The sequence below is a fragment of the Thioalkalivibrio nitratireducens DSM 14787 genome, from assembly GCF_000321415.2.
Classification (GTDB): Bacteria; Pseudomonadota; Gammaproteobacteria; order Ectothiorhodospirales; family Ectothiorhodospiraceae; genus Thioalkalivibrio; species Thioalkalivibrio nitratireducens.
Genome location: NC_019902.2, coordinates 534,309 through 558,434, shown reverse-complemented (window position 1 = coordinate 558,434; position 24,126 = coordinate 534,309). Strand labels below are relative to the sequence as shown.

General features: G+C 66.8%; 19 protein-coding genes and 2 pseudogenes. 8 read left to right on the top strand and 13 right to left on the bottom strand.

Annotation, left to right across the window (positions count from 1 at the left end; translation table 11 throughout):
- Nucleotides 1–371 precede the first annotated feature (371 nt).
- The 5 genes from TVNIR_RS18530 to TVNIR_RS02680 form a co-directional block, all read right to left on the bottom strand.
- Nucleotides 372–656 carry a FeoA family protein gene (locus TVNIR_RS18530; protein WP_083499325.1) on the bottom strand — a complete coding sequence of 95 codons (285 nt, stop codon included), beginning with the start codon at nucleotides 654–656 and terminating at the stop codon, nucleotides 372–374.
- Complete coding sequence (locus TVNIR_RS02695; RefSeq protein ID WP_015257437.1) at nucleotides 643–1,440, bottom strand: DUF4198 domain-containing protein; 798 nt, start codon at nucleotides 1,438–1,440, stop codon at nucleotides 643–645. The genes TVNIR_RS18530 and TVNIR_RS02695 overlap by 14 nt, the downstream gene beginning before the upstream one ends.
- Before the next feature lie 62 nt (nucleotides 1,441–1,502).
- Nucleotides 1,503–1,814 (bottom strand): hypothetical protein, encoded by a 312-nt coding sequence (locus TVNIR_RS02690; RefSeq protein WP_043739151.1) that lies wholly within the window; start codon nucleotides 1,812–1,814, stop codon nucleotides 1,503–1,505.
- 776 nt (nucleotides 1,815–2,590) lie between these two features.
- Nucleotides 2,591–3,169 carry a DEAD/DEAH box helicase family protein gene (locus TVNIR_RS02685; RefSeq protein WP_157092169.1) on the bottom strand — a complete coding sequence of 193 codons (579 nt, stop codon included), beginning with the start codon at nucleotides 3,167–3,169 and terminating at the stop codon, nucleotides 2,591–2,593.
- 180 nt (nucleotides 3,170–3,349) lie between these two features.
- Nucleotides 3,350–3,895: a DUF2058 domain-containing protein gene (locus TVNIR_RS02680; protein WP_015257434.1), complete on the bottom strand. Its 546-nt coding sequence runs from the start codon at nucleotides 3,893–3,895 to the stop codon at nucleotides 3,350–3,352.
- A gap of 155 nt (nucleotides 3,896–4,050) precedes the next feature.
- Here TVNIR_RS02680 and TVNIR_RS02675 point away from each other — a divergent pair, with 155 nt between their 5' ends.
- Nucleotides 4,051–4,539 (top strand): YaiI/YqxD family protein, encoded by a 489-nt coding sequence (locus tag TVNIR_RS02675; protein WP_015257433.1) that lies wholly within the window; start codon nucleotides 4,051–4,053, stop codon nucleotides 4,537–4,539.
- A 51-nt stretch (nucleotides 4,540–4,590) separates the two neighbouring features.
- Here TVNIR_RS02675 and TVNIR_RS02670 read toward each other — a convergent pair whose 3' ends face one another.
- From TVNIR_RS02670 to TVNIR_RS02660, 3 genes are all read right to left on the bottom strand, one after another.
- Nucleotides 4,591–5,613, bottom strand: a complete 1,023-nt coding sequence (locus TVNIR_RS02670) for a DUF2891 domain-containing protein (protein ID WP_015257432.1) — start codon at nucleotides 5,611–5,613, stop codon at nucleotides 4,591–4,593.
- Between the two features lie 47 nt (nucleotides 5,614–5,660).
- Complete coding sequence (locus tag TVNIR_RS02665; protein WP_015257431.1) at nucleotides 5,661–6,185, bottom strand: hypothetical protein; 525 nt, start codon at nucleotides 6,183–6,185, stop codon at nucleotides 5,661–5,663.
- A 383-nt stretch (nucleotides 6,186–6,568) separates the two neighbouring features.
- Complete coding sequence (locus tag TVNIR_RS02660) at nucleotides 6,569–7,342, bottom strand: SDR family NAD(P)-dependent oxidoreductase (protein ID WP_015257430.1); 774 nt, start codon at nucleotides 7,340–7,342, stop codon at nucleotides 6,569–6,571.
- A 179-nt stretch (nucleotides 7,343–7,521) separates the two neighbouring features.
- Here TVNIR_RS02660 and TVNIR_RS02655 point away from each other — a divergent pair, with 179 nt between their 5' ends.
- Nucleotides 7,522–7,977, top strand: coding sequence for a methyltransferase (locus tag TVNIR_RS02655; protein ID WP_043739148.1), 456 nt, complete (start codon nucleotides 7,522–7,524; stop codon nucleotides 7,975–7,977).
- On the opposite strand, the pseudogene TVNIR_RS02650 reads toward TVNIR_RS02655, so the two are convergent.
- Nucleotides 7,953–9,480 (bottom strand): annotated as a pseudogene (locus tag TVNIR_RS02650) (protein adenylyltransferase SelO). The gene TVNIR_RS02655 and the pseudogene TVNIR_RS02650 sit on opposite strands and share 25 nt — an antisense overlap.
- A 220-nt stretch (nucleotides 9,481–9,700) precedes the next feature.
- Here TVNIR_RS02650 and TVNIR_RS02645 point away from each other — a divergent pair.
- The 3 genes from TVNIR_RS02645 to TVNIR_RS02635 all read left to right on the top strand — a co-directional run bounded on the left by TVNIR_RS02645 (nucleotide 9,701) and on the right by TVNIR_RS02635 (nucleotide 13,170).
- A complete protein-coding gene (locus TVNIR_RS02645; protein WP_043739145.1) occupies nucleotides 9,701–10,222 on the top strand; it encodes a hypothetical protein in 522 nt (173 codons plus the stop codon).
- 239 nt (nucleotides 10,223–10,461) lie between these two features.
- Nucleotides 10,462–11,214 carry a transglutaminase-like cysteine peptidase gene (locus tag TVNIR_RS02640; protein ID WP_015257427.1) on the top strand — a complete coding sequence of 251 codons (753 nt, stop codon included), beginning with the start codon at nucleotides 10,462–10,464 and terminating at the stop codon, nucleotides 11,212–11,214.
- 36 nt (nucleotides 11,215–11,250) lie between these two features.
- Nucleotides 11,251–13,170 (top strand): bifunctional diguanylate cyclase/phosphodiesterase, encoded by a 1,920-nt coding sequence (locus tag TVNIR_RS02635; RefSeq protein ID WP_043739142.1) that lies wholly within the window; start codon nucleotides 11,251–11,253, stop codon nucleotides 13,168–13,170.
- Nucleotides 13,171–13,207: 37 nt separating this feature from the next.
- On the opposite strand, the gene TVNIR_RS02630 is transcribed toward TVNIR_RS02635, so the two are convergent.
- From TVNIR_RS02630 to TVNIR_RS02615, 4 genes are all read right to left on the bottom strand, one after another.
- Nucleotides 13,208–13,990 (bottom strand): DUF3025 domain-containing protein, encoded by a 783-nt coding sequence (locus TVNIR_RS02630; protein ID WP_237251709.1) that lies wholly within the window; start codon nucleotides 13,988–13,990, stop codon nucleotides 13,208–13,210.
- Entirely contained in the window at nucleotides 13,987–16,248 is a 2,262-nt protein-coding gene (locus tag TVNIR_RS02625; RefSeq protein ID WP_015257424.1) for a SulP family inorganic anion transporter, read from the bottom strand. The genes TVNIR_RS02630 and TVNIR_RS02625 overlap by 4 nt, the downstream gene beginning before the upstream one ends.
- Before the next feature lie 577 nt (nucleotides 16,249–16,825).
- Nucleotides 16,826–17,776: a PDC sensor domain-containing protein gene (locus TVNIR_RS02620; RefSeq protein WP_015257423.1), complete on the bottom strand. Its 951-nt coding sequence runs from the start codon at nucleotides 17,774–17,776 to the stop codon at nucleotides 16,826–16,828.
- Between the two features lie 458 nt (nucleotides 17,777–18,234).
- Nucleotides 18,235–20,016, bottom strand: coding sequence for an ABC transporter transmembrane domain-containing protein (locus tag TVNIR_RS02615; RefSeq protein WP_015257422.1), 1,782 nt, complete (start codon nucleotides 20,014–20,016; stop codon nucleotides 18,235–18,237).
- A gap of 490 nt (nucleotides 20,017–20,506) precedes the next feature.
- On the opposite strand from TVNIR_RS02615, the gene TVNIR_RS02610 reads away from it, so the two are divergent.
- From TVNIR_RS02610 to lpxL, 3 genes and pseudogenes are all read left to right on the top strand, one after another.
- Complete coding sequence (locus tag TVNIR_RS02610) at nucleotides 20,507–21,208, top strand: class I SAM-dependent methyltransferase (protein ID WP_015257421.1); 702 nt, start codon at nucleotides 20,507–20,509, stop codon at nucleotides 21,206–21,208.
- Nucleotides 21,209–21,773: 565 nt separating this feature from the next.
- Nucleotides 21,774–22,992 (top strand): annotated as a pseudogene (locus TVNIR_RS02605) (IS110 family RNA-guided transposase).
- Nucleotides 22,993–23,187: 195 nt separating this feature from the next.
- Nucleotides 23,188–24,111: an LpxL/LpxP family Kdo(2)-lipid IV(A) lauroyl/palmitoleoyl acyltransferase gene (lpxL, locus tag TVNIR_RS02600; protein ID WP_015257418.1), complete on the top strand. Its 924-nt coding sequence runs from the start codon at nucleotides 23,188–23,190 to the stop codon at nucleotides 24,109–24,111.
- Nucleotides 24,112–24,126: the final 15 nt, after the last annotated feature.

Genomic DNA, 24,126 nt, shown 5'->3' with positions numbered 1-24,126 from the left:
TGGCGGAGCGATCGGCACGGCAGGAAAACGATGATTCGATCCGTCATCGCGGGGAACGGCCTTCCGCCGCGAGCGCAGCGTGGCGGGACGTGGCGATCCATAAGCCAATGATTTCGTTGGCACCGTTTGGATTGCCGCGCTTCACTCGCAATGACAGGGTCCTTTGTTCAGCGTTTCCTTGAGCATGCTGGATGGCTTCGCTGGGCTCGCAATGACGAAACCCAGGCCCTGCGTTTCTCGGAAAATTCCGCAGCGGACCGCCCCCGGCGCGCGGTCCGCCCGGCCAGCCTCGGGGCCGGGTCGGCCCCGGTGCGTTCGTCGGTCTGTTGGCCATCGCGGCGACGGTGGCGCCTCCGGGGGACGGAGAACGCTTACGGTTCAGGGACGACATGGACCTGTTCCGCTTCTGCCTGGCGGATGGCGATGAAGCTTTCGCCGTCCCCGACCCGGATCTCCAGGGGATCGCCGAGCGGGGCGCGCCGCACAAGCGATACCGGCATCCCGGGCAACAGGCCCATGTCGAGCAAGCGCTGCCGCACCGGGCCGCGCGCGGCCAGGCGCAGGATACGGCAGCGCGCTCCGGGAATGGCACGGTCCAGGCGGAGTGACGCTCCGCTTGCCCGGTGCCGGTGCCGAGTCGGCTCAACGGAGCTCATGTGCCTGCACCCAGATCACTGCCTCCTGGCTCAAAGGCTCGCCCTGGTGTTCGGTGACGGGGCCGACCTCGACGGCCGAGAAGCCCCAGTACCCGGCGTGCGGGAGGGCAAAATGGAAGATGCCATTGGCATCGGCATGGATCACGAAGGTCTCGAAGGCCGGCGACGGGAATGCCAGATGCCCCTCGGCGCGCAGGTTGTTTTCTTCCAGAATCACATCGTGGTTCATGAACTCGACCTCGATCTCGGCCCCGGGCACGGGTTCGCCATCCGAGAGAACCTGGCCGCTGAAGAGCATGCCGGTGTACAGCGCGTAGGGCTTGACCAGCGGCAGGATCTCGGCGGGCAGCCCGACCGGGTCGTTCCAGTCCGACGGTCCGCCGCCCCGGTTCACGATGGTCTTGGTGAACTGCTGAATGTATCCCTCGCCCGCCTCGTGATACGGCGCCGGGGTCAGCACGAACACGTAGTCGCCGACGCGCCGCACCGGGATCTCAGCCTCGAACGCGCGGCCCTGATTCTGAGCACCCTGCCAGGTGATGGGTTTGAGTTGCCCGAGCAGGTCGGTGCGTTCGCCCCGATGCACGACGAAGAAAGCCTCGGGATCGGCCATGTCCATCACTGCGCCGTTGCCGGCGGGGTGGGTGAACACCAGCCTGAACGGCAGCGTGGCCGGGTCGGCGTGGTTGAGCTGCGGCGTGTAGAGCAACTGGAAATGGGCCTGGGCGGTAACCGTGAGGGACAGCAACGCGACCATCATCGAGGCGCGGATCAAGCCAGACATGCGGGATCTCCTTGGTTCGGGCTTTCCGTGAACGTGAACATGGACATGGGCATGGACATGGGTCAGGGCAGGATGCGGCTGCTGGGGATCTCCAGACGGTGGCCCTCACCGGCGTCGAACACCGCGGTGTACTCGCCGTCCGGCTTGTCGAACTCGATCTCGCTCAGGTGATTCAGCTGCGACTCGAGAAGCACCGAGCCATCAGCACCGAGCACCCGGATGGCGACGCCGGCAGCCGATGAGCCATCGGAAAAACCGCCTTCGCATAGCACGGTGCCGTCGGAATTGTCGTAACAGGCAAACAACGGTGTATGCGCCAGCGCCGGAGCGCTGAAGATCAGCAGCGGGACAAATGCGGACACAAGGGGCTTCATGACAGGTCTCCCGAACTGGGGGTTGAATCGAACGTGGAGGGTGCAGCGTGGCTGCACAGGAGCCGACGAATGCGGTCGGTGCACGAAATCCCGCACCGACGCGACATCGCCCTGAAACCGGGAGAAGCCGCGCCGTAGGCACATGGGAGAGGCGGGAGAGACGGTCGCCTGGCCGACAACGGGGCTGTTTTCTGCGATCGGCACAGCCCGGGTCGCCCCCGCAGGTGGCGCGACGGGTACAGTGGACGGGTCAGCACGCGCGGGCATCTCTCGCTCCAGTCATGGATACGGGCTGCTTGGCTGGCTGGCTGGCCGTCAACGGCTGGCTGGCTACGAGGCCCCGGAAGCCGTCATCGGTCCCCGAAGGCTTTCGCGACAGGCGTCGCGACGATCGCATGAGGCACCGGGTGACGGGCTTTCACTCGGAGCCACCAATATCATCAATGATAATCATTCTGATTGGTGGATTCAAGAAAGGCCGAACCGGGCGACGCTAGCGGGCCATACGGCACGTTCGGTGCCTATGGAGCACAGCCGGGAGCGCCGGAGCAAGGCGCGCAGGCGGGCAAAGCGGCCAAGTGCAGGAATGGCAACCTATTTCAAACTTGCCCAACGCAGCGCCGGCGTGTCTGGCGAAGCGATCGGGTGAGGAACTCCCCGCATGGCCCACTAGCCGCGTGAGCCTCTGGCCGCAGATTGTGGTGCACACTGCGTGAGGATGGCGGATGACGGTCGTTGGCTTCGTTCGCCTGCGTTTCTTGCAGGGTCGGCGGTGGCTACCGTGATGGCAACAGGTGGCGCCGCGCTACGCTCGCAATGACGACCGACGCAGAATGGCGTCGCACTCGCTGCGGAGGTTTCGCGATAATCAGGACTTCTCTTGGCGGGCAATGTCGACATCGAGCTCCGCCGGCGGCCGATAGCGGCCCTGGTTGGCAAGACGCTCCTGGATTCGACATCGAGCACCCGGCGCTTCTGGATCTCAGACTGTGCAGTTCGAGAGAGAAATCACCAATTCCCGCGTGATCGAGGCGGCGCTTCACCACTTCCAGTGCAGCGAGCTTCTCGGCCACGAACAGCACCTTCGGCCCTGCGCGAGGGTCGCAGAGCGATCGGATCGGTGATCGTCTGCGACGTGCCTGTCCGGGCGGTCCCTTGATGACGAGATTCCGGCGGTCGATCGCGTCCACCAGCGCACGGTGCTGCGAACTGTCGGCATCGTCGATGATCCGGATGTTGCCGGAGCGCCCGTGGGTGAAGTCCAGCAACCGGTTGCGCCCGGTCAGGTCCAGGAGGCGGCGGCGCAGGTTCTCCAGCGAGGCGGTCGAAAAGGCGCTGGCGGATCGAGCGTTCATCACCGGTTCCGGACCAGGATCGCGGATCGGCAGGCCGGGCGGGAACAGCAGCCGGGAGTCGCGGGTCCGTTCTCGGCCGCCGAGTTCTTGGCCCGTACCCGTCGCGGGCCACGCTGCAGGCCGCGTACAGGCGGACTTCACCCGACATCGGTTCCGATCCGGGCATGGCAGGTCAACCGGCTACCAGTGAAGATCGTCCGGGACGGGGTAGTCCGCGTACTCGTCGTCGCCGGGTGCCCCGTCCGTGGCCCCGGACTCGGGTTGCACTACCGCGTTCGGATCCCGGAGCCGGATGCGGTGGGCGATCGCAGCGGGCACGAGAAGAAACGCCTGATCGACCGCCACCAGCGCCAGCCGGCCGTCCGACAGCTGGGCACGCAGGCCCGCATCGACCCACAGCGAACGGACCCTGTTCTCCCAGACGAAGTGGTAGCGCAGGTCCGCGTTCTCGGGCGGATCGATCCGGTGCTGCTCGGCCAGTTGCCGGATCTCGGCCTGCAGGGCACGCTGCGCCTGCTCCTGCTTGCGCTGCTCGTTCAGCTGCCGGTCTTTCTCCAGCTTCGCCACGCGCGCTGCCTCGATTGCGGCCGCCCGTTCGCGCTCTTCCTTGTCGGCCCGCTGCCGGCCCTGTTTCTGCTTCCGGCGCTTCTCCAGTTCGGCTTCTTTCGCCTGCTTCCTGCTGGCAACGCCGGCCTTCAGCAATTGATCCTTCAGTGAGCCCGCCATGCTCGGTTCCCGGGGTTCCGGTGGGTGGTGCAGGCGATGGTATCATGCACGCCCCGCGATGGCCGCGGCCGCACCGGATTTGCCCGGATCCGGAGCCGGGTCGGGGCCAGCGCCAAGGAGACTGCTCGTGAACGTCCAGCCATGAACGCCCACCGATGAAAATCTGGGTCGATGCCGACGCCTGCCCCGGCGTGATCAAGGAAATCCTGTTCCGGGCGGCCGAGCGTACCCGGGTACCGGTGACGCTGGTGGCGAACCAGCCGCTACGGGTGCCCCCTTCCCGGTTCGTGCGCGCGATCCAGGTTGGTTCGGGGTTCGACGTGGCCGACAACGAGATCGTGGCGCGGCTGGAGGCGGGCGACCTGGTAGTCACCGCAGACATCCCGCTGGCGGCCGAGGTCATCGAACGCGGCGGCCATGCGCTGAACCCTCGGGGCGAGATGTACGGCGCGGACACGATTCGCGCACGTCTCGGCATGCGCGACTTCATGGAGACGTTGCGCGCATCGGGCGTCGACACCGGCGGTCCGTCGGCGCTGCATCCGCGCGACCGGCAAGCCTTCGCCAACCAGCTGGACCGGTTCCTCCAGCGACAGCTCCGCGAGCGCGACCCGCCCGCTCCTGCACCCGGCGAACCCCGCTAGCATCCGATACTGGCGTCGCGCATCCCCGGTCGCCATTCCGGTCGACATCCATCAGGTTCCGGGCGGCACGAGAGCGCCTTCGAACAGGTAGACGGCAAAGCTCGGTAGCCAGTGTTCCGCCACGTAGTCGCCGGACAGCACGGCGGGGAGCGAGGCGACCGCGTGGCGCGCAGCCGCCCTGTGTGCGGCAGGCCGCCACGGATGATCCGCTGGAAGCGTGGCCCCGATCCTGCGCCAGCACCAGGCCCGGCTGAGGTTGAGGCCGTCGAGATGCACACCCTGAGGGTCACCCCGTTCTGTCACCACCACCGGTTCCTCGAGCGGATCGGGGACCGGGAGGAAGCCCTCCAGCCACTCGGGGAACCCGTCGCCCGGCACGATGCGCGCCATCAGGTCGGCCTCGACCAGCGCCGGCGACAGGAAGTCGGTGGCCGACGGTTCGATCCAGGCCGGATACCCGGCATCGGCCGCGTACCAGCGCCATGCCGCCGCCACCGCCGCTTCGGCCAGATCGACGTCGCCGCTGACATTCGCGGCATCCAGCAGCAGAGCGCAGGCGAACGCGCTGTTGCCGTGGGTGCCGGCGCGCTGCGGGTACCGTGTCCCGGCCAGCCAGTCGAGGCAGCGACCCCGCACCGTGTCGGTCAACGGCTGCAGCGCCGCGGCCCAGCGCCGCGGCGCTGCTTCCCCCCAGGCCTCGAGTTCGGCGGCCAGCGTCAGCAACCAGGCCCAGCCATAGGGGCGCTCGAAACTGCGGCGCTGGGGATGCTGGAAGTAAGCGGCCTCGATCCGCGCAGCGCCGACGTCGAACTGGCGGTCCAGCGTGTTCCGGACCGCGTCGGCCATACCGAGGCGCGGCGACCGGCGCAGCAGTCGCACGAGCATCCAGTGCTGGTGCACCGACGAGTGCCAGTCGAAGCAGCCGTAGAAGATCGGATGCAGCTGCGACGGCGCGCGGAGATCCTCTTCGCCGGTCAGAAGGTGTCCGGGATGGTTGGGATACTCGCGCCGGATGTTGGCCAATCCCGCGCGCGCATACGCCTCGGTGGTCGCGGCATCGAGCACGGGATCCACGGGTTCACGCCCACCGCGCCGGATACCGTGCGCTGACGACCCGGCCGCTACTCCCGGGCACCGGGGGCAGCCGGTGCCTGCGACGGTTCCGATTCGCTGACTTCCACCCGCAACTGCGCAAGCGATGCCCGGGCCTCGCCGCCGCTGATGTCCGGGATAATGGCCAGTTCCAGCAGCGTCACGTTCGGCACCCCGAGGACGATGTCCTCGGTTTCCGCGGTGGCGCCCTGGGGGCTGAAGTTCCATTGCTGACGCACCACCTCGACCATATTCTGGCCGCGATCCGGCGACCAGCGAAGCACCAACTGCTGCGTGCGCTCCAGCCTCGGCTCCTCGAAATGCAGCCAGATCCGCCGGATCGGCCGGGGTTCGTCGAACAGCAACCGGATCACCTGTGCCCCCGGCCCGGACGCGCGCCAGCCCCCCTCCCTGCCGGGTATCAGCGCATTTTCGATCGGGTGTTCGGGATCCTCGGAAGTCATCTCGACCTCGACCACCCGTTGCAGATCCAGCCAGTCGCTGCGTGCTCCCGCAGCCCGCTCCTGTGTTGCCGGGACGATCCGTTTGCGCATCTCACTGCCTCCCGCGTTCTGACGACGTTTCCAGCGCGGGGATCAGCCCCCGCACCGCTGTCATAACTGCCCCCCGAGCGACCGGAACCGCGCGCACCATGGCCGGCGACTGTGGTCGCGCACGAGGAGTACGACGATTTCCTAGAGTACCGCCGCTGCACCTTGAAGTGTTCGACGGCAGACGATCGGCCGGTACGCGCCCATCCCGCGGATCTCGGCTGCTGCGATCCGGCGGCTCAGGTGCAACCGGGAAGTCCGCCGCCGGCCGCGAGCCGCGATGCGCAGCTCTCCGCGCACGAGCAACTGCGCCAGTCTTGGCCGGTTTCCCGGTCAGCTTCGCCCCGGCAGACCGCATTCTCACAAACCCTGACGCCGCCCCCCCCTCAGCGCCCGGTGGCCTTGCTGGCCAGCAGACGCTGGTAGGCATCGGGGTCGCGCAACGCGCGCAGATCCAGAAAGCGCCCGCTTGGCTCCGCCCGCAGCGCCGTCAGACTCTCGAGCACCTGCTGCGCGGCAGCCTCCGAGTCCGGCATATCGGCCGTTCCGCGGGCCTCGCGCAGGCGCTCCAGGCCGGGAAACGCCCCGACATCGGCGTCCTCGCACAGATACTCCTGCATGGCCGTATCGACCAGGCCCGGAGCGAGGCTGTGCACTGGTGTATCCGGAAACTCGTGCGCGTAGAGCTGCACCAGCATGTTCAGCGCCGCCTTGGAGAGCGCGTAACCACTCCAGCCGTGACTCCCGAACACGGCCGCGCCAGACGAGATCGCCACGATCTGGCCGACCGGAATCTCGCGCCGGAGCAGTTCGTCCAGGATCGGCTTGTTGGCCCAGACGTTGACGTCCATCACGTGCTTGAGTTCGGCGAGGTCGGCATCCTGCATGCGCTGGATCTGGCCCAGGATCCCGGCATTGAGCACCACCAGGTCCAGGCGTTCGACACCTTCGAGCAGCCGGCCCAGCGCAGGTGCAATCCGGTCGTGCTCGGCGAGATCCACCCGCACGTCTCCCGCGACCGGCTCGGGACAGCCGCGCCGGCTCAACCCGTAGACCGCGGTACCCCCACGCTTCAGTACCCGTGTCAGTCCCAGGCCCAGACCACTGGAATTGCCCGTGATGAGTGCTGTCCGAATGGATTCGGAACCCGTTTCCTGCATGTCTTCCTTCCCGAGGGCTCGGTCGACCCCAGCTATTGCGCTGTAGCGCAGGGTCGCGGATCGGCTTCGTGCTGTAAAGGGTACCGCCACGCGGTTCGCGCACACGCGGTGCCCCACGGAACGCACCTGCAGCCGACATGCTTCAATGACGCCGACGCCCCGGATCCCCGCGCCCGCCCGTGCCTCTTTCTCACGCCGAACGTTTTGCCCGCCACACCGCGTTGCTGGCCCGGCGGCACGGCCTCGGTGTGCTTGCGCTGGAAAAGCGGCCCTCGCTGTGTGCGGAAGGCCAGAGACTGGCCGACCGTCAGGGGCTGCCGGTCACGCTGCAGCCGCAGGATGTCCTGGCCGCCGACACTTCGAGCTGGATCGGTGCAGGCGTCCAGGTGGCAGCGCTGCACGCCTGCGGGGATCTGCATCTCAGACTCATCGAACTCGCCGCCCGCAGCGGCTGCCGCCTCACCCTGGCCCCGTGCTGTTACCCGCGTACCGCGGCCACGCACTATCGCCCGCTGTCGCATCCGGGTCGCCGACGGCAGATGCTGTATCCGGCGCTGCGTGCAGCGAGCCAGCGGCGCGATCCCCGGCAACCGGTCGGTCCGGAACCGGTTCAGGTACCGCAGAAGGTCTGGTAGACGCGCTGGTCCGGTGGCGGCGGGCGACGGTACTCGGAATCGTCGTGGCGGGTATCGTAAGGGTCGGCCAACACCTCCAGCAGTCGGTGCACGGGTTCGAGGTCGCCGGAATGAACCACGGCCTCAAGGGCCTGTTCCACCCGGTGGTTGCGGGGAATCACCGCCGGGCTGGCGGCACGCATCCGGGCGATTGCATCGTCCGGATCACCGGGCTCGCGTGCCAGCCGTTCCTTCCAGCGCGCGTGCCAGGCCAGGAACTCCGGATCCTGAAACGCGCGATCGACCCGCGCGGGCGCATCGATCGCGGCCCGATCGGCGAGATCGCGGAACGTGTTCGTGTAGTCCGCGCCGCTGTGCTGCATCCACTCCAGCAGCGACTCAATCAGCGCCTGATCGCCGGGTTCCTCCCGCTCGAGCCCGAGTTTTGCGCGCATCGCGGCGCGCCAGTACCCGGTGAACAATGCCGGGAAGCGGCCGAGCGCTTCCTCGGCCCTGGCCACCGCCGCTTTCGGATCCGGATCGATCAGCGGCAGCAATGTCTCCGCAAACCGCGCGAGGTTCCACTGTGCGATCGGCGCCTGATTCCCGAAGGCATAGCGGCCCTGGCGGTCGATGGAACTGAATACGGTGGCCGGATCGTACTCGTCCATGAACGCACAGGGGCCGTAATCGATGGTCTCGCCGGACAGCGCCATGTTGTCGGTATTCATCACTCCGTGCACGAAACCCACCCGCATCCATTGCGCGATCAGTGCCGCCTGGCGATCCATCACCGCTTCCAGCAGGTCGAGATAGCGCGTCGGCCGGTCGAGCCGTTCGGGGTAGTGGCGCCGCAGCGTGTAGTCGGCAAGCGCACGCGTGAACGACGCACCGTCGGGCGCGACCGCATCGGCGTCGGTCCCCGTTCCCGCGCGGCCGGGAACGTCGAGACCGGCATCGAGTGCCGCCGCGTACTCGAAGGTTCCGACCCGGAGATGGCTGTCGGCCACCCGCGTCAGCACGGCCCCGGGCAGCGCGTCTTCCCGGAACACCCGCTCCCCGGTCGCGACTACGGCCAGGCTGCGGGTGGTCGGGACTACCCAGCCCGCGCATCGCCTCGCTGATCAGGTACTCGCGCAGCATCGGCCCCAGCGCCGCGCGCCCATCACCCCGGCGTGAGAAGGGCGTCGGCCCGGAACCCTTGAGCTGGATGTCGACGCGCCGTCCGTCCGGTGTGCGATGTTCGCCCAGCAGATGCGCGCGGCCGTCCCCGAGCAGGGTGAAGTGACCGAACTGGTGCCCCGCATAGGCCTGCGCGATAGGCTCGCTCGTGGCTTCGACCCGGTTGCCGCCGAGCATCAGGGCGCCGTCCGCCCCCGCCAGTGCATCCGCTTCCAGCCCCAGATCATCGGCCAGGGCGCGGTTCAGCAGCACCAGTTCAGGAGCGTTGACCGGCACGGGTTCGACCCGGGCGTAAAACGGTTCGGGCAGGCGGGCATAGCTGTGATCGAAGTTCCAGCGCATGGACCCGACTATTTCACAAACCCGTCCTTGCGTCCGTTTGTCGCCGCTCTGTGCGGGGAATTGGCGACTGCGCGTCTTCGCCGGCCCCGGGCAGTCCCGCCGTTCATGGATTATGCTCTGATGTAGCCAGCCTTTTGGCTACACCGGCCCGCGGCCACCCCTGCCGACTTCAATCAGCCCAAGGGCGTGCAACTGCGTCGGCACCAGCTGGAGAGGAAGCATGTCCGAGCAGTTCAGGGAGCAGCAAGAGCCCACAACCGCTATTTCCAGAGCGCAGATGATCGGTGCAGGCATCGTGTTGATCGGCTTCGCGCTGGCCTTTGCGGGCATGGGGCTGTTCATGATCAACATGGGCCGCGACATGAGCACGATGACCCGCGCCGTAACGCAGATGGGTGCCGATGTGTCCAGCATGAACGTGGACATGTCCTACATGGTCGGAGACATGGAGGTCATGGCGGAGAGCATCGTGGCAGGCCAGACCGGCATGTCCGGCGACCTCGCCCGGATCCGGACCGATGCCGAATTCATGGGGTCCGATCTGCGTTCCATGAATGCCGATGTCGACCGTATCACGCTGAGCATCCGGGGCATGGCCGGGGATGTGGGAGCCATGGACGGTACGGTCGGGCGGATGACCCACGCCGCCGGTACGATGAGCGGCACGATGGGACGCATCTCGACCGACATGCACCGCATGACCCGGCCGGAAGGTTTGATGCCGGGGATGCCGTTCCGGTGACCCGACGCATCGGCCGGACACACCATGTCGGTCCTCAGCTGCAACCCGCACCGGTTCCCGAATGCACTGCGCGCGCAGCCATCGGTACCGGGTAACGGGCAGCCTGGTTCACGAACCGTCCCCCGGCCCCGCCCGCGCCGCAGCATTCCCGGAACCTGCACGGATCGATACGCGGCGGAGCCCGATCCCAACGGCCCTGCCAACCCTGTACCGGTCCTGTTTCCGGCCGATGCACCCGCATGCCCCGGGATCCCGTGGAGTTCGGGGTGAAGCCCGTGCGTTCCCGGTACGTCACCACCACCCTGCCGGCGATCGTGTCGGTACTGCTCCTTTTCGCGCTGGTCGCAGCCGGCTGGCTGCACGCAGGCCTGTCCGATTTCGCCCGCCTCGAGCGCCTCGCTGCCCAGCGCTACGATGGCCAGGCCGTCCAGCGTGTCCAGGACTGGCGGGACACGCTGGTGCGCGCGGCTTCGCTCGACGAGCGCCGCCAGATCCATCGGATCAACGATTTTTTCAACCGAAACGTGCGTTACACGACGGACCAGGATCTCTGGGGAAAGAACGATTACTGGGCCACGCCGCTGGAAACCCTCGGCAAGGGCGGTGGCGACTGCGAGGACTACTCCATCGCCAAATACGTGAGCCTGCGCAAGCTGGGCATACCCGACTCGCGCCTGCGCCTGTTCTATGTCCATGCCCGGCTCGGCGCGCTGGCGAGCAACGCAACCGAGGTGCACATGGTGCTGGGCTATTATCCGTCCGAGGATGCCGAACCCCTGATCCTGGACAACCTGATCTCCGACATCCGTCCGGCCTCCCGGCGCGACGACCTGACGCCGGTGTTCAGCTTCAACAGCCAGGGACTGTGGCCGGACGGGGCCACGACCTCGGCCGGAGACTCCACCGCGCGCCTGTCGAACTGGCGTGGTGTGCTCGAGCGCATGCAGGCCGACGGAATCAACCTTTCCCGCCCGATCGCCTCGGACAGATAACCCACTCGGGCAGATAACTCAACGGTCGCGGATACCATGTCACTCAAAACACAGCTCTGGATTGCCGTCGCCCTCCTGATGTTGCTGTCCCTGCTGGTCAGCGTCGCGGTCAGCACGGTTTCGGCACGCAACTACCTGGCCCAGCAACTGCACGTGAAGAACGTGGACAACGCCGCATCGCTGGCGCTCTCACTCACGCAACTGCCGAAGGACGAAGCCACGGTGGAACTGGCGCTCGCAGCACAGTTCGATACCGGTCACTACCGGCTGATCCGCATCACGAACCCGCGCGGAGAGGTGATGCAGGAGCGGACCAACTTCGTGGATCCGGAGGGGGTTCCAGGCTGGTTCGTGCACCTGATGGCGTTCGATATCGAGCCCGGGGTCGCGCAGATCACCGATGGCTGGTCACAGTTCGGGGCGCTGACCGTCGAAAGCCAGACCAGCTACGCCTACGAATCGCTGTGGGATGGCACCCGGCAACTGGCGTTGATCTTTGCCGGTGGCGCGATCCTGATCGGGCTTCTCGGCACGCTGCTGCTGCGCCGCACGGTGCGTCCACTGGATGCCGTCGTCCACCAGGCCGAGGCGATCGGCAATCGGCGATTCATCACCGTGGCCGAACCGGCGACACTGGAATTCAGGCGCGTGGTCGTTGCGATGAACGCGCTGTCGGACCGTGTGCGGGCCATGCTCGAACAGGAGGCCCGGCGCCTCGAGCGATTCCAGCGCGACGCGCATATCGACAAGGTCACCGGGCTGCTCTGCCGCGACCCCTTCCTGCAGACGCTGGATACCACGTTGCAGGGCGACGACGAGAATGCGGCGGGCTCGCTGGCGCTGATCCGGATCAACGGGCTGGCAGACCTGAACGTGGCGTATGGCCGCAAGGCAATCGACGGTCTGCTGGCCGAGATGGGGGCCGCGCTCAACGCGATCGTCGGCCAGCAAAGCGGCTGGGGCGCCTCGCGCCTGAACGGCTCCGACTTCGCGGTGCTGGCACCGCGCTCCATGGAACCCCACCGGGTGGCCACCGATGTGCAACAGGCACTGCGCGAAGTTCTGGAACGTCACAGCATGGATACCGGAATCACGTTGCCCTGCGCCGCGACCGTGTTCACTCACGGGGCGACCGTCAGCGGCCTGCTGACCCGACTCGATGGTGCGCTCCAGGCCGCCGACCGACAGGGGGATTCGGCGATCAACGTCGCGCGCGCCGGAGACGCCGACACCACGCCGATCCACGAGCAGCTGGAGCGCTGGCGCAGTATCCTGGCCGACTCGTTTGCAGAACGCGCTTTCTCCCTCGCGACCTTCCCTGTGGTCGATCTGCAGGATCGGCTGATTCACCTGGAAGCTCCGGTACGCCTGCGCTGGGAGGGAGAGATGTTGGCCGCCGGGCATTTCCTGCCGTGGATCCACCGGCTGGAGATGTCGTCGGAACTGGACCGGCGGGTGGTCGACCTGGCGCTGAGCCTGATCGGGGAACAGGGCCGGCCGGTGGGGATCAATCTCTCGGTCGACGCGCTGATCGATCCGGACTTCCCGTCCTGGCTGGGCCACCGCTGCGCGGCAGCCCCCGACGCTGCCCGGCAGCTCTGGCTCGAATTGCCCGAAGCGATGGCCTTCCGCCACCTCGACGCCTTCGCACACCTATCCCGCGAGGCGAAGGCCTTCGGATGCAGGATGGGGATCGAGCATTTCGGCCACCAGGTCTCGGAGATCGGGCGCCTGCACGACATCGGCCTCGATTACCTGAAGGCCGATGGCTCGTTCGTCCGGAGCGTCGAGAAGAACCCCGCGAACCAGACTCTGCTGCGCACGCTGTGCACCATCGGCCATTCGATCGGAGTGATCGTGATCGCCGAGGGCGTACGCACCGAGGAGGAGCGTCAGGCGCTGGAGGCACTGGGCATCGACGGAGTCACCGGACCCGGGGTCGTGGACTACCGGTAGTACGCGAGGCGCGGGATCCGGTCCCGACCGTTGCGGTTCACCGGTTCGGCGCGGGGCGGAACACCGCGGCGTCGTCGTAGAACCCTGCGTCGGCATTGGACTCGTGCCAACCGGGGATTCCCAGCACCGGCAGGCGCAACAGCCGCCGGGGCGCCAGCAGGGGATCGCGCACGAAACCCGCCGCTGCCGCATCGAGCGTCCGAGTGTCGGCTCCCTCTCCTGGAACCGCGAGCGGCAGCGGCACCACCACGGCGGTGATGGCCTTGAACGGATGCACCAGCTTTTCGAACAGCGCATGCCCAAATGCCATGGGGAGGATCGCAGGCCCCCAGCGTGCACGTTCCCGCACCAGCAAGCGCGGCCAGTCATGCGCGGCCAGCGCCCCGAACACGCGTGGATCCGCGGCCGCGAGCAACAGCCCGCTCTCGTCGATCAGCGTTGCGGCATCGCGCACAGGCCCCCGCCGGCCGCGCACTCCCTCGCGTGCGATGACCTGGGCCTGCACTGCGTTGAGCGCCGCCTTCGTGAGCGGAAAGGTGAGCCAGACCAGTGCATTGAACACGTCGTGGAGGTCATCACGGGTAGGGACACGGCCCGTTTCCGCGATATGCGACTCGTACGGGCGCGCATTCCGACCGGCCCCGGCGTCGGCTGCCGCGACGAACCGTACCGGGCGCCCGGTGCTCGTACGCAAATCCCGCTCGCGGGCGGTCCGGTTCAACGCCGCACGCAGATCGTCGGCAGCCAGCAACGGAGCCAACGGCCGCAACGGCGCCAGCCATGGCCGGGACCAGTCGATCGTTTGCCTGTTTTCACTCACGCGGATGTCGAGTGCTGCACAGACGGTGACATCGCGGCATCGATGACCTCGAGCAGCCCTTCCATGCTCTCGGGATCCTCCAGCTCGCGGTCCGGCCGGAACACCAGCAGGGCCCCGCTGCGAACTTCCACATACACCCCGGGATGGCGCTGGACATAGCCGAGCAGCCGTTCTGCGGCCGGAAGCGAACGATCTTCGCGCGTATACACCCGGTACCCTTCAGGGTAGTCGATGTCGACCGGGGCATCGTGTTCCTGGTAATCGACCAGGTAGCGCTTCAGGTAATGCCCCGGTGCCAGCACCAGGTCCGGCAACGGCGTAACGCCCGACGGGGGCGTGATGATGGCCACGGTGTGGCGGTGCTCGACGTAGTGATCCGGAGCAGCAGTATGGCTGTAGTCGAACAGCCGGATATCGTGGCCCCGGTACTCGCCGGTGAGCACGTTGCGTTCCTGTTTCAGGTCGCCCCGCCGCAGATAGGTGAAGCCGTGCGCGTCCAGCACCGCGGAGGTGGCGGGGTCGAACTCCAGCCCATGGCTTCGAGCGAAAGCGGCCATCTGCTCCGCACGCGCCGACAGCCGCGCCTCGCGCCGGACCAGCGCGGCATCGTGCATGCGCGCGGACAGCGAGTGTTGCGTGAACTGGTAGTAGTGCTCCAGCCCCCGCAACTCGAACGGCCGCCCCTCGCGCAGCGCCTGCTCCTGTAGCTGGTGCAGGTATTCCATCGCGGTGTGGTCCACGATCCGCCCGGATTCGGTCACGATGACGGTCAGCGCGGCATCGGACGGCAGGTTCTGCAACAGCTTGTCGAACGGCAACAGGTTGAAACACACCAGCGAACCCAGCGAGATTTCGTAGTGAGGCCGGCCGTCGCGCTGGTCCGCGTGCACCTTGATGACCGGGTTCCGGAACAGGCTGGCCAGGTTGCGCCCGATCAACTCGAGGGACTGGACAAAGGCGAGCCGGCCGGTCAGCACCGCTCGGAACGAAGGTGTAAGCAGGTAGGCCAGCATCAGAATCTCGGCGGCCATGCCGATCAGGATGCCCCATAGCAGGTCCGTGAGCAGGATCGCGGCGATGGTCACCAGGAAGATCAGCATCTGGTCGCGTCCGATCGCGTAGGTCTTGCTGAACACCCGGTACTCGCACAAGCGCCAGCCCACGTAGATCAGGATCGCCGCGATCGCGGCCAGCGGGATCATCGAAATGAGGTCGGTGGCCAGCAGCAGGAACACGATCAGGAAAATCGCGTTGTAGAAGTTGGCCCAGAGCGTGCGCCCGCCCGCGTCGATGTTCACCCGGCTCTTCACGCCGCCCGGAATGATGGTAAGGCCACCTGCCAGACTCGAGGCGACGTTGGACACGCCCATCGCACGCAGTGTCACGTTCGGGTCGGACTTGCGCTGGTAGGGATCGATCTTGTCCACCGCAGCGATCGTCGCCAGCGATTCGATGCCGTCGATCAACGTCAGGGTGATCACCACGATCAGCATGCTGACCCACAGTTCGGGCCGATTGAACACCTCACCAAACGCTGGAACCGTGATCCCCCCTTCCAGCACGTTTTCCGGCATCACGATCAGGTACGGTTCCTCGAGCCCCAGCACCACCGCGAGCACCAGTCCCAGCATCGCGACGAACAGAGGCGGAGGAATGCGCCGCATCCAGACCCTGCGCGTCGCATTCAGAAAGAACATCAGGAACAGACATAGCGCGCCGATGAAGAACACCGTCGGTTCGATGCGCGTCAGCGTCTCAGGCAGCTTGGCGATGGAATCGAGCGTGGTAGGCGCGACCGGCGAGAGGTCACCGAGCAGCGGCGGGACTTGCTTCAGAATGATCATGATGCCGATCGCCGCGAGCATCGCCTCGACGACCGTTACCGGCAGGAAGATCGCGAAGCGTCCGGCGTTCACGAACGCGAGCAGAATCTGCACCAGTCCGGTCAGGCAGATGGCCACCAGCACCAGCGGATAACCGGCCGCGAGGTCGCCGCCCCCCAGCAGCAGCATCCCGGACAGCAGCGCGGGCGCGAGCCCCGCAGCGGGTCCGCTGATGGTCACGTAGGCCCCGCCCAGGAACGGAAACACGAGCCCGGCGATGATCGCCGACACCACACCCGCCACCGGCGGTGCCCCGGAGGCGATCGCGATCCCGAGCGACAGCGGCAACGATACCAGCGCCACCTGCAGACCCGCACCCAGGTCGTAGCGCCAGTGTTTCAGACCCTTGATTCCGTTACTGGGTTTTTCGTTCAAAGACGTTCCCCTCTGTCTGGATCCTTCGAACGATCCCCTGCCCGCCAACTCCCGTCGCTGCCTGACTCTGGCGCACGAAGCCGACCGCGGGAACCGCGGCGCCGGGATCCTTTCTGATTTGGCGCTGGACAGGGCCGGCACCGGCGGCCGCGCCATGCCCGGCTGAAACGCTAGGGCTTTTCGCACGACCGCGCAATGGTTTGCAGCGACCGCCCGCCCGTAACCCGGGAGCCCACCGGCACCCCGGATGCGTCGTCAGTCGTCCCACGCAGACGCCCATGGGGGAACCCGAGATTCGATATCCGCATGACCATCGCATGCCGCGCGTCCTCCCCAACCCTCCCCCGCAAGCGGGGAAGGCGATTCCCATCGTCGGGGGTGGCGCAAAGCCATGGCAGGGAACGTACCGCCGCGTGCCCACTCGCGAGGTTCGCTCCTGCACTTCGGGGCCTTCGTGTACGCCTGTCTCGCGGGCGAGCAACTCCGGGGTCCAGCCAGTTCAGCGGGCTGAACGAGGAAGCGTGATCATCAGGTCGATGGATGCGGAAGCGTGCTGCACCGACGGTTCTTCCGCGCGTCAGTTGCCTGTCCCGAACCAGAACGAATGGCTCTTGGCCAGAAACTCGTCGTAGCGCATGTAGTGAGACCCGTCGCAGGAGAACGTAACGCTGACCATGCCGTTGAACAGGTTGATCGACGACATGCGCAGGTAGAAGGTCTCGTCGGTCAGCCGCAACGACCGCAGGGCCAAGAGGATCGGACCGACGCACTGCTGGGGTATCGTGGCATCAGCCGGATAGGGTGTCTGCGGATACACCAGGCAGACGTCGGGGTCGCTCAGCGCCTCGTGGTCCAGCAGGCGATAGCGCAGAGGGTCATTCACCGTCCACACGGTCGCCTGGCTGCTTGAGAAGTGCACCTGGCACTGGAACACGCCGCGCTGGGTCAGCAGTTCGTCCAGGATCGACAGGGACTGGTCCAAGCTGCGGTCCAGCGGGCTTTCGACGCGGCTTTGCTGGAACACGCCCCCCCGAATCGCCGGGTCGCCCTTGAGCTGGCGCCAGTACGAGGGTTCCTCGTAGAGTTCGGCGGTCAGCGGCAGGTTGCGCAGATCGAAATCCGCGCCCAGGTACCCGACCACCCCCTGGCTCTCCGAGCGCACGACCTGCAGCGCGGTGATCGACGGCCGCCTTGCGTACAGACTGATGTAGGCATCCGAGAGCAGGAAACCCCAGCTGGGCACGGCCTCCTTCATATACGGGCGCGACGATCGGTCGCGCCCGAAATGTTCGGACACCAGCCCGGTGGCCGCGACGTTGTCGGAGATCTGTATCCCGTCGGTACCCAAACAGTAGAGAAAAGTGCGATGCGGGATGCTGCAGAAACCGTTTCGCAGCACCTCGTCGAGGCCCGCCCGATCTCCCCAGACCTGCACGCATTTCCCGGCCAGCTGCGCCAGCGGTTCGTGCAGGATCTGCGCAAGCCGCTCGCGCTGCAAGTAGATGCTGTCCTTCAGCGAAGGCTCCATCCCGCCATCCCCCTCCGGCATGTAGCCGTGCCCGCCCCCGGGCCTCTCGTGATCAGAAACGAACCGACGCGCGGAAGTTCCCGGCCCACCCGATCAACGTGAAAAAGCTGCCACGGAAGGACACGGACATCACGGAAAATGAAGGGCATGCAAAGTCTTTTTAACGTGAAAATCGCGCGCAGCGCGCACGAAATCCCCCTTTCCCGCAAACGGGACAAATCCGCCGGGAGCCGATTTCGAACAGCCGCAGGCTGGCCCGAACGGCGTAGGGCAGGATGCCCGGAGTGATGGGATGGGGAGAGGGATGGCGGGAAAGGCGGGGGCCGCGACCCTGCGGCTGTCTGATTCCCTTCCCTGGGACCCCGCAGCGTCATTATCCCCGGGGTACTGGCTCACCAGGTGAGCCAGTGCTCACCCGACGAAAAAAAATGTGCGTCCCGACACCACAGCCGAGGCGTTCAGGTCGTCGAGAACTGCAGGGCCGCCAGGCGCGCGTACAGCCCGTTCTCGTCCACCAGCTCGGCGTGCGACCCCTGGGCGACGATACGGCCGCGATCCATCACCACGATCCGGTCCGCTGCCTGTACGGTCGCGAGGCGGTGCGCGATCGTCACCGTCGTACGCCCGCGGCTGATGCGTTCCAGCGCCGCCTGCACCAGCCGCTCGCTCTCCGCATCCAGGGCGCTGGTCGCCTCATCGAGCAGCAGGATGGCCGGATCGCGCAGAATCGCCCGCGCCAGCGCAATGCGGGCGCGCTGCCCTCCCGATAACCGGACCCCGCGCTCGCCCAGCGGCGTGTCCAGGCCCTCAGGAAGCGCGGAAATGAATTCCATCGCATGGGCTGCCACGGCGGCATCCAGGATCGCCGATTCCGGCGCCTCCGGCGCCGCGTAGGCGATGTTGTCCCGGACGCTGGCGGCAAACAGCACCGGCTGCTGAGGCACCAGCGCGATGCGGCCGCGCAGCGCCGCGAGATGCACTCGGTGGACGTCCACGCCATCGACGCGCACGCAGCCGCCGTCGGGATCGTAGAAACGCAGCAACAACTGGAACACCGTGGACTTGCCGGCTCCCGAGGGCCCGACCAGCGCTATCGTGGCGCCGGCGGGAATCTCCAGATCGAAATTCTGCAGCGCCGGCGGTTGCGGGCGTGTCGGGTAGGCGAAGGACACGTTCTCGAACCGGATCGTGCCGCGCGCCGATTCGGGGAAATGCTGCGGATGCCGCGGCGAAGGCGGACCAGAACGAACCTGCAGGAGTTCCAGCAGCCGCTCGGCCGCGCCCGCCGCGCGCAGCAGTTCGCTCGCGACCTCGCTGAGGGCCGCGACCGATCCGGCCACCAGTACCGCGTAGAACAGAAACGCCGCCAGTTCGCCCGGTGTGATCAACCCGGCGAGCACCCGGTGTCCCCCGACCCAGAGCACGGCCGTGATCAGCACGAACATCAGCAGAATCACCGACGCGGCCAGCAGCGCTCCGACCGCGGCACGCCGGACGGCCACCCCGAAAGCCTGCTCCACGGCCTGGCCGTAGCGTGCGCGTTCGGCGGCTTCCTGGACATGCGACTGCACGGTCTGGATCGCGTACAGGCTCTCGTCCACCCGTCCCCCGACAGCCGCCACCTGATCCTGGGCCCGGCGCGACAGCGCGCGCACCCTGCGGCCAAGGAACCATACCGGCAGGGCCACCACTGGCAGACCCAGCAGCAGCCAGGCGGTTAGCACGGGGCTGGTGTGCAGCATCAAGAAAAGGCCGCCCGCGATCAACAGCAGGTTGCGCGCCGCGATCGCCAGGGTATGCCCGACCACCGACTGGATCAGCGTCGTATCGGCGGTGAGCCGTGAAATGACCTCGCCGGTCCGAGTACGCTCGAAGAACCCGGGGTCCAGTTCGATCACGTTGGCGAAAACCGCGCGGCGCAGGTCGGCCACCACGCGCTCCCCCAGCCAGGCGACCAAGTAGATGCGCGCGCCCGCGCCCGCCGCCATCACCGCCACCGCTCCCAGCAAGATCAGCAATGCCCGGTTCAGCGCGGCGGGATCCTGCTGGGTGAGGCCTGCGTCGATCAACAGCCGCAGCACCGCACCGAAGGCCAGAATGGCACCGGCACCGACCAGCAACGCCAGCACCCCGAGCGCCAGCGTGCGCAGGTAGGGCCGCAGAAACTGCGCCAGGGGCACCAGGACGCGCAAATCGCGGCCCGCCGGGCGAGGCGCCGCCAGATCGTTCCAGCCGGTCACGGCGTCCCCCGGTCCAGTGCACAGGTGCGCGGCCCCGTTGCCCGGCGGCAATCGGCAACCCGACCGGGTCGATCGACTCCGGCCCCAACCGGCATCACGATATATTCAACCTTCATGCAGCGGCTCCCGTTCTCCGCGTCCACGGTTCCCGGCATCGGCGGTGACTCCCAGAACCGACTTCGGGTTCAAACCCCCGCCCGGCGATCGAACACCGGCACATGCCCGGAATACCGGTCGCTGGCTCCAGCGGGACGATGCCCGCGCCAGCCTCTCGGCGCAGGGTCCCATGTTGCGGCAGCGCGCGCGAACAAGCAGGTGTACGGCCCGACCGTGGCACCCCGTGCAACCGGTGAGCACCTGCCCCACCTCGACCACGCGGGCGCCCTAGCGGAAGATCCCCGGTGCACCGACCGGGATGGGCGTGACAATCACCGGGAAATCGCTACCCTGACGGCGAACCCGCCCACGCAAGGAGACTCCCCTGCAACTGATGAAATCCGGACCGCTGCCGGTCCTGTCGGATCTGGAACTGATCGCCGAACGCCTCCCGGTGGCCGGAGCGCGCCTGCTGGAACTGGGTTGCGGCAGGGCCGAGACCACGCGCCGCATCGCCGAGCAGTTGCCGGTAGCGGAGATAATCGCCACCGAAGTCGATCGGGCTCAGCACGAGAAGAACCTCCGGATCAGCGACCTGCCCCGCGCCTCGTTCCGGCTGGGCGGAATCGAGGCGATCGCCGAAGCCGATGACTCGGTCGACGCGGTGATCATGCTGAAGTCGTTGCATCACGTTCCGCAACCAAGACTGCGCCAGGGCCTCGCGGAGATCCACCGCGTGCTGAGACCGGGCGGCATCGCCTATTTCTCGGAACCTGTTTATGCCGGTAAATTCAATGATATTTTAAAACTTTTTCATGATGAACGTGATGTTCGAATCGCGGCTTTCGAGGCAATGCAGACCGCCGTCGACGAAGGCCTGTTCATCCTGGAGGACGAGATCTTCTTCGATAGCATCAGCCGGTTCCAGGGGTTCGAGGAGTTCGAAGACCGCGTCCTCGGCGCGACCCACACCGAATTCGCGATCGACGAAGTGCTGTATGCGACCATCCGCGACCGGTTCATGCAGCACGCGGGCGAGGATGGCGTCGCCGAGTTCCGCAACCCGAACCGGGCCGACCTGCTGCGCAAGCCCTGAGCGGTCGTCGCGGCACGCGCTCTTTGTCGGCTCGTTCGAGCCCCCGGACGCTGCGCCCTTCCGCCCCACACGTCGCCGGGACGCGACTTTCACGCTAACTGTCATGCCCTCGGCCGCGAGGCACCCCGAAGGATGAAAATACGATTATGAATCAGAGAGATACGATTCCCGGGCAGCGTATTTTCACGCTAACTGTCATGCCCTCGGCCGCGAGGCACCCCGAAGGATGAAAATACGATTATAAATCAGAGACATACGATTCTAGGGCGGCGTATTTTCACGCTAACTGTCATGCCGCCGGGCGCGCGGCACCCCCGATGATGAAAGATAATGGGCGTGCTGTCGCGTCGGGCTGAGGTCGCGATAATTCTTGATGGCGCCTGACCGCGCACGCTAACTCGACCCGCTGCCCTTCACTCGTACCCCGGATTGCCTGGCATGGCCTGGAAGGGTCATGGACAGCGCACGCTAAAAAGAGCCGTCGAGTCCCGACAGGCCGTTGAAGGACGGCGCCCTTGGCGACAGCACATCGTGAAGGATAGTGCGTTTGCCCGAGGAGGTCAGCATGGACATTACCCCGATTCACCGGCGCGTTGTCGGTCTGGATGTGCACCAGAGCAAGATCACGGCCTGTGCGCTGATCGAGCAGCCCGATGGCAGTGTGGCGGTGGAGCACCGGGAGTTTGGTGGTTTCAAGCGCGATCGGCGGGCGTTGGCCGAGTGGGTTCGCGGGTTTGACCCCGAGGTCGTGGTGATGGAGAGCACTGGGATCTACTGGAAGAGCCCCTATGCGGCCCTTGAGCGTGTGGGCGTCATGGCCTGGGTGGTCAATGCCCGTCACGCCCGAAACGTGCCTGGCCGCAAGACCGACCTCTCCGATGCCCAGTGGCTGGCCACGCTGGCCCGTGCCGGTCTGCTGCGGGCTTCGTTCATTCCTCCGGCCGAGATCCGCCATCTGCGCCTGATCGCCCGGCAGCGCCAGAAGCTGGTCGGGATGCTGGCCGCGGAGAAGAACCGGCTGCACAAGGTGCTGACCGATGCCGGGATTCGCCTGAACGTGCTGGTCTCCGACGTACACGGCGCGTCGGCACGGGCCATGATCAAGGCCCTGCTCGCCGACTGCCCCCATGCACGCAATCCTCGACCTCGCCGGCCGCCTGCGGGCTTCCCGCGAAGAACTGTTCGAAGCCCTGCAACCGGAGGAACTGAGCACCAGGCACCGCTTCGTGCTCAACGAGGTTCTGGCGCACATCGAGTACCTCGAGGCCATGATCGCCCGCTTCGAACAGGAACTGCTTGCGGGTCTGGCCCCCTGGGAGCCGCAGGTGTGCCTGCTGGAAACCGTGCCCGGCATCGACCGCATTGGCGCCGCCATGCTGCTCGTCGAAATCGGTACCGACATGGCGAGCTTCGGCAGCGCCGAACGCCTCGCGTCCTGGGTCGGCATCTGCCCCGGCAACCACGAGAGCGCCGGCAAACGCAAAAGCGGACGCACGCGCAAGGGCAACGCCTGGGTCCGTCGCCTGCTGTGCGAGTTCGCGCAAGCCGCCTCCCGCACCCGCTGTGCGCTCAAGGACAAGTTTTCGGCCTTGTCCATCCGCAAGGGACACAAGCGCTCCATCGTGGCCCTGGCGCACAAGCTCCTGCGCATCGTCTACGCCATGCTCAATCATGCGGCCCCCTACCAGGATCGCACCGTCGATTACGAGGCTCTCGTCGTGCAGCGCAACGCGCCGCGCTGGCTGAAGATGCTGGAAAAGCACGGCTATCTCACCGCCACCTGAGCCGCCACACAGGCTCTTCGAGTCCCGCAAGCAGGCATTTGCGCACCGGCATGCGTCACGCCAGAATCTCGCTCGCCCCAACGTCAGGTTCTTTCACGCTAACGATCATCGCGATGCCCGCTCACGCCTTTCCCGGAGGCGGGAACGGGGAAGCACGCTCAAGGGCAGACCGCCGATGGCAGGAGTGACCCGGTTGTGACCCAGACCCCACGCAAGCAGACCATGGCCCGGCCGCCGCTCGGCCCCTCCACCTGGCCCGTGTGGCCGGTCGTTGGCGTACTCTGGCTGGCGACACGGCTGCCGTTCACTTGGCAGCATGCGCTCGGCCGCGGCATCGGGCGGCTGTTCCAGCGCCTGGGCCGGAGCCGCCGCGAGGTCACCCGGGTAAACCTGCGGCTCTGCTTCCCGGAGAAGACCGAGCAGGAACGCGAAACCCTGCTGCGCCGCCATTTCGAAGCCGCCGGCACCGGACTGCTGGAAACCGTATCGGGGTGGTGGGCACCGGCCCGGCGCTTCGACGGCCACTATACGCTGGAGGGCGTCGAGCACCTTGACCGCGCGCTGGAACGGGGTCACGGCGCGCTGCTCTTGAGCGCCCACTTCACGACGCTCGAGTTCTGCGCCAGGATCCTGTCGCTGCACCGGCCCTTTGCCGCGATGTACCGCCCCAACGAGCAGGCGGTGGTCGACTACCTGTTCAAGCGCAACCGAGAGCACCACACGCTGGGAGCGATCGAACGCAACGACATCAAGGGGCTGCTGCGCGCACTGAAGCGAAACACCCCGGTCTGGTATGCGCCGGACCAGAGCAGGAGCGGGCGCCAGACCGAGTTGATCCCGTTCTTCGGGATTCCCGCCTCCACCCAGACGGCCACCCACCGGATCGCACGCGTGAGCCGGGCGCCGGTCCTGCCCTTCTTCGGCAGCCGGCAGTCCGACGGCCGCTACCGGCTCACGATCCACCCGCCGCTCGCCGATTTCCCGTCGGATGACCCGATCGCCGATACCACTCGCATCAACCAGGTCATCGAGCGGGCCGTGCTGGAAGCCCCGGAGCAGTACTTCTGGAGCCACCGACGCTTCAAGGCGCGCAAGGGCCTGCCCGACCCCTACACCTGAACAGGTGCCGCGCAG